Origin of the sequence: Escherichia sp. MOD1-EC7003 (genome assembly GCF_002965065.1) — a bacterium.
Taxonomy (GTDB): Bacteria; Pseudomonadota; Gammaproteobacteria; order Enterobacterales; family Enterobacteriaceae; genus Escherichia.
This window is the reverse complement of the sequence record NZ_PTRE01000152.1, coordinates 1-4,593: the sequence shown is the minus strand read 5'-3', so window position 1 is coordinate 4,593 and position 4,593 is coordinate 1. Positions and strand designations below refer to the sequence as shown.

Genomic DNA, 4,593 nt, shown 5'->3' with positions numbered 1-4,593 from the left:
TTTATGGAAACCGCCAGTCCATTCCCGGGAGGAAAGCATGGTCTGGCAAAAGTGTAGCGATATTAGGCGCAGCTATTTAGCCTGGTTTTTTATTTTGACTTATTATAGTTTCAATATTATAGCAACTCCTTACCCTCATAAAATCAATGCCCAAAAGCTCATCAGACTAAAGATCTTCTTTCAAAGGAAAACAGTAAACACACATACTTTTTATGTGAATTATTTACTAATTGCTATGTATAGCAGCTAAATTCTGTAGTTGGTTTGTAATAGGTTTATAAAAAAAACATCCCGATATTGCAGAGAAAAGTGAAGAATCTTCCTTTGGTACTACATATGCTACTTGGTTTTCTGAAAATCTATCCAATCCTGTGGATTGCATAATCCACGGCTGAAATCCTAACTCCATCTCGATAAATTCGACACATTTGGGACAGATAACCAAAAATTCTTGCATAGAAACATCTGGGGCCATTTTATCACATGCATACAGATTACAACCCCACTCAGAAATATTGGACTGCCAATAAGAAAAATTACCATCCCCTTTTTGAATATATTCTTCACTATAAATTGCCTTAACATCGGTTACGGTATGGATCGTAAGATAAAAAGGACAACCAGAGGTTAGAGATTTAAAACGCTGCGATGTTATGAAACTATTAATAGAGATTAAATTGGGCAATTTAATCTGGCTGTAAAAATTATTCCAGCTTGCTTCAGTCTCAGGATCAGTGTACGTACATTTCACAGTATATAACATTATACTAAGCTCCAAATATTTACATGAAAGAGTAATAACTATGTTAGGAATATTTATCTTTAATTGGATATTATCTCCTTCCATAAGATCTAATTAACCGCTAATTCATGTCAGTATAGCTATTGAGCATTGAGGATGTTCAGTCAAGTTAAAGTATAAAATCATCCTATAAATTCCTTGACACTAGAAAGTTGAAAAATAGAACTAAGCTCTTTGATTTGTGCCGAACAAATCAATTCGCCAACTCCGGCCTGTAACAACTCCGTCATAATAATTTCATTCCGCCGTATCTCACCACAGACAAAAGTGTGAACGCCATATTCATATGCACAGGCTACAATTCTACGTAACAAACGAAGATTAGCATTACTTGTCGGGGATATTGAAAGTATCCGATTATTCCGACAGACGCCATTGAACAGAGAGAAAAGATCAGAAGTCCCAATTGCCATAAAATCAACTTTTTCTGAAGTAAATAGAATATCTAACTCTTCTGCCAAGGCGGGAACTTCCAATGTAAAGCCTAATTCGACCTTGCTGCGTATAATCCCAACTGACTCTACCATCGCCACAAATGCAGAGTATTCCTCTATCGTCGAAATAAACGGAGCGCTGATTTTTACTGGGATCGAAAATTCTTCCATAAAGTGGCGGATTGCAGCTAATTCTGGTTCCCACAACTTCATGTTACGAGGCCCTCTAACCCCCATATCGGGATTTATTTCTGAAGGCACGTTTACACCTACTTCCTGAAGCTCAGTTGTAGTCAGATCAGATAGAACACAACGAATACTCGTCCAGTTCTGCCTGCCAATTTCAACAAGTTGCTGATATAAAAAAGATTCAATACGTTCTGGATCGTTATACGCAGAAGGCTCCTGACTGAAAAGCTGGAAAAGACAAAATTTGAATCGGAAATACCCCAGAGCTTTGATACCAAAGCGTCTATAAGCTGTGAGATTTCGTTGATTAAGTACAGAACAGATAGCACTAACAGGAACTTCTTCCTTGAGTGCTGTCAGGCCGTTTTTATTAACTATGCATCGATTTGCCTTGTCGATCTCCCCTCCATTATAAACAACCAGCCCGATGCCTGATTCATGTAGCATTTTTCGGGCGTGATCGGAAAACTCGTTACGCGCGACTACAACGGATCCTACCGATGGGCTGGCAATAATTTTGCTCGCAACAGCACAGTCCAAACTTGGTGTAAAGAGAATGTGCTCTGATGCATCAGAGATTTCCTCCAGTGAATGAGCTATTACTCCTACAGTTTCTGGCTCAGGTGTAATAATAATCTTACCAATAGTTTTACGTGCCACAGACGATGGAATAATTTCTGAAGTCTTCATTTTTGTACCTCACTGGTTGTAGGATGATTAGAGTCAATTAGTGTGATATTTCCACCACACAAAATACGATCAGTAGCTGAAAGAATTGCAGCACAATAACCTAGAGTATTGTGAATATATGCCTGTATTATCACCTCAACAACGTCACCAATACGTCTAATAGAAAGATGTTGTTCAGTGGCAATCAAAACCATACTGACAGGGAGAGATGAATAAACTCGAGATCCAACAGGCATGTCTGTTACATAGACAATTGCAGGTTCTATCGTTTCGAGTGTTTTAGCTACATCAATAAGCTCATTAGCACTTACATTAATACCACGTAAGAAAAATCGTTGGATTTGGTATCCGGGTGGCTGGCTTAGCACTCGGAGTGACACACTGTTCATACTTGTTGAAGGAGGAAAACGCAACATTGAATCAGCGACCTGAGAAACGCCAGGGCGTAAGTTATCTCTGGGATCTTCGGTACGCGAGCCTATCCTCACTGTCCCGAAATTAGATGATGCTGTATCTGGATGGATAATATCAATTTCTGTATGAATCAGTACATCATGTAGCCGAACTTCCTGCCTTGCACAATAATCCGCAAGTATTCGTATTCCTGCCGTCCAGCCAACACACTGGCAACTCCCCATAGCAAAACTACCAGCAAGTTCGTTAGAATTTACAGCTCGCCCGGCAAGAAAATGCGCCGTCGGCGCACTCAAAAGCGCAGGGTAAATAGCAGGAAGCGAAGAGTTTTCAGCAACGCCAATAACAATCCGCGCAATGGATTCAAGTTTATTAAGACAAGCTCTTGAACGAATATGTTTACGACTTGTTGCCAGCACTGCTAATTCAAATTTACCAAGATCTGTCAGATCTATTTCTGTATTGAAATCGCAAAAATGAATAGAAAATGTTCGCCCATTGATAATTAGCTGATTACGATAGCTATCTATACAGATCTTATTAATTAATAAAGGATTTGCTAGCAACAAACGAGCCTGAAGTTCATCCAGTGAGTTGCGGTTCGCCGCACCAACGCCTTCACTTTCAATAGGGTGAGTCAAAATATCCGTTATAGGATAAGCAACATCTGTCGTGGCACATAGATATAATAAATTAGATCCAATATCAGCCCCCATGCCGACAAGCAAAACTCTTTTTTTTCTCTCTGAATCATTTTTTGAAAATGACTTTTCCATTGTGGCTGAAGTCCCCCCCGAACGTGATCTTGATCTTACCCACGTAATGTGGACACAGCCCTAAGCGAGGTTCTGGTTTTCAAACTGTTCCGGACTGAGACCGCCACAGGTACTGTGACGACGCCAGCGATTGTAATCGCACTCGATATAATTAAATACCGTCGTCCGCATGATCTCCCGACTGATAAAGCGTTCACCGTGGATGCATTCGACTTTCAGTGAGTGGAAGAAGCTTTCCGCACAGGCATTATCGTAGCAACAGCCTTTTGCACTCATGCTCCCGCGCAGATTGTACCGCTTCAGCAAAGCCTGATAATCCGCGGAACAATACTGGCCCCCGCGATCCGTGTGAACGATGACATTTTGTGGTCGCTTACGCCGCAGCAGCGCCATCTGTAACGCATCGCAGGCAAGCTGTGCCGTCATCCGTGATGACATTGACCAGCCGATAACAGCACGTGACCACAGGTCAATGACGACGGCCAGATAGAGCCAGCCCTCATCAGTGCGCAGATACGTGATGTCTCCCGACCACTTCTGATTCGGGTCACTGGCGTAAAAATCCTGCTTCAGCAGATTCTCCGACACCGGCAAGCCATGCTCACGGTAACTGACCGGGCTGAACTTCCGCGAGGCCTTCGCCCGCAGTCCCTGACGACGAAGACTGGCTGCCACGGTTTTCACGCTGAAGTGGTAACCCTGAGCATGCAGTTCATCTGTCAGACGTGGGGCACCGTAGCGCTGTTTTGCCTGAGTAAAAGCCTCGCGTACAACGCTGTCACAACTCAGACGAAACTGCTGACGTGAATTTATCCTCACACGTCGGTGACACCAGGCATACCAGCCACTGCGGGCAACCCGAAGAACACGGCACATGGCTTTAATGCTGAATTCAGCCTGATGTTTTTCGATAAAGACATACTTCATTTCAGGCGCTTCGCGAAGTATGTCGCGGCCTTTTGGAGAATGGCCAGTTCCTCTGCCTGCTCCGCTAACTGGCGTTTGAGACGGGCATTTTCAGCAGCCAGTTCACTTTCACGTTCTGACGATGTCATTTGCTGTTGCTGCCTGCTTCGCCAGGCATAGAGTTGGGATTCATAAAGACAGAGTTCACGGGCTGCGGCAGCAACACCGATGCGCTCAGCAAGCTTCAGAGCTTCGCTGCGAAACTCAGGGGAATGTTGCTTACGGGGCTTTTTACTGGTTGATACAGGTTTTGTCATGTGAGTCACCTCTGATTGAGAGTTTACTCACTTAGTCCCGTGTCCACTATTGGTGGGTAGGATCA

4 protein-coding genes are annotated in these 4,593 nt (G+C 43.2%); all 4 read right to left on the bottom strand.

What is annotated here, in order from left to right:
* Nucleotides 1-226: 226 nt before the first annotated feature.
* The 4 genes from A7090_RS21745 to A7090_RS21730 all read right to left on the bottom strand — a co-directional run bounded on the left by A7090_RS21745 (nucleotide 227) and on the right by A7090_RS21730 (nucleotide 4,528).
* Nucleotides 227-847, bottom strand: coding sequence for a sugar ABC transporter (locus tag A7090_RS21745; protein ID WP_241957289.1), 621 nt, complete (start codon nucleotides 845-847; stop codon nucleotides 227-229).
* 77 nt (nucleotides 848-924) lie between these two features.
* Nucleotides 925-2,115: a putative PEP-binding protein gene (locus A7090_RS21740; protein ID WP_105275481.1), complete on the bottom strand. Its 1,191-nt coding sequence runs from the start codon at nucleotides 2,113-2,115 to the stop codon at nucleotides 925-927.
* Nucleotides 2,112-3,305, bottom strand: coding sequence for a hypothetical protein (locus tag A7090_RS21735; protein WP_105275480.1), 1,194 nt, complete (start codon nucleotides 3,303-3,305; stop codon nucleotides 2,112-2,114). Before A7090_RS21735 ends, A7090_RS21740 begins: the two co-directional genes overlap by 4 nt.
* 60 nt (nucleotides 3,306-3,365) lie before the next feature.
* Nucleotides 3,366-4,528 (bottom strand): IS3 family transposase gene (locus A7090_RS21730; RefSeq protein WP_105275479.1). Its coding sequence is split into 2 segments (ribosomal slippage): nucleotides 3,366-4,267 and nucleotides 4,267-4,528, totalling 1,164 coding nucleotides; the frame shifts between segments, so codons are not numbered across the junction.
* Between the last annotated feature and the right edge of the window lie 65 nt (nucleotides 4,529-4,593).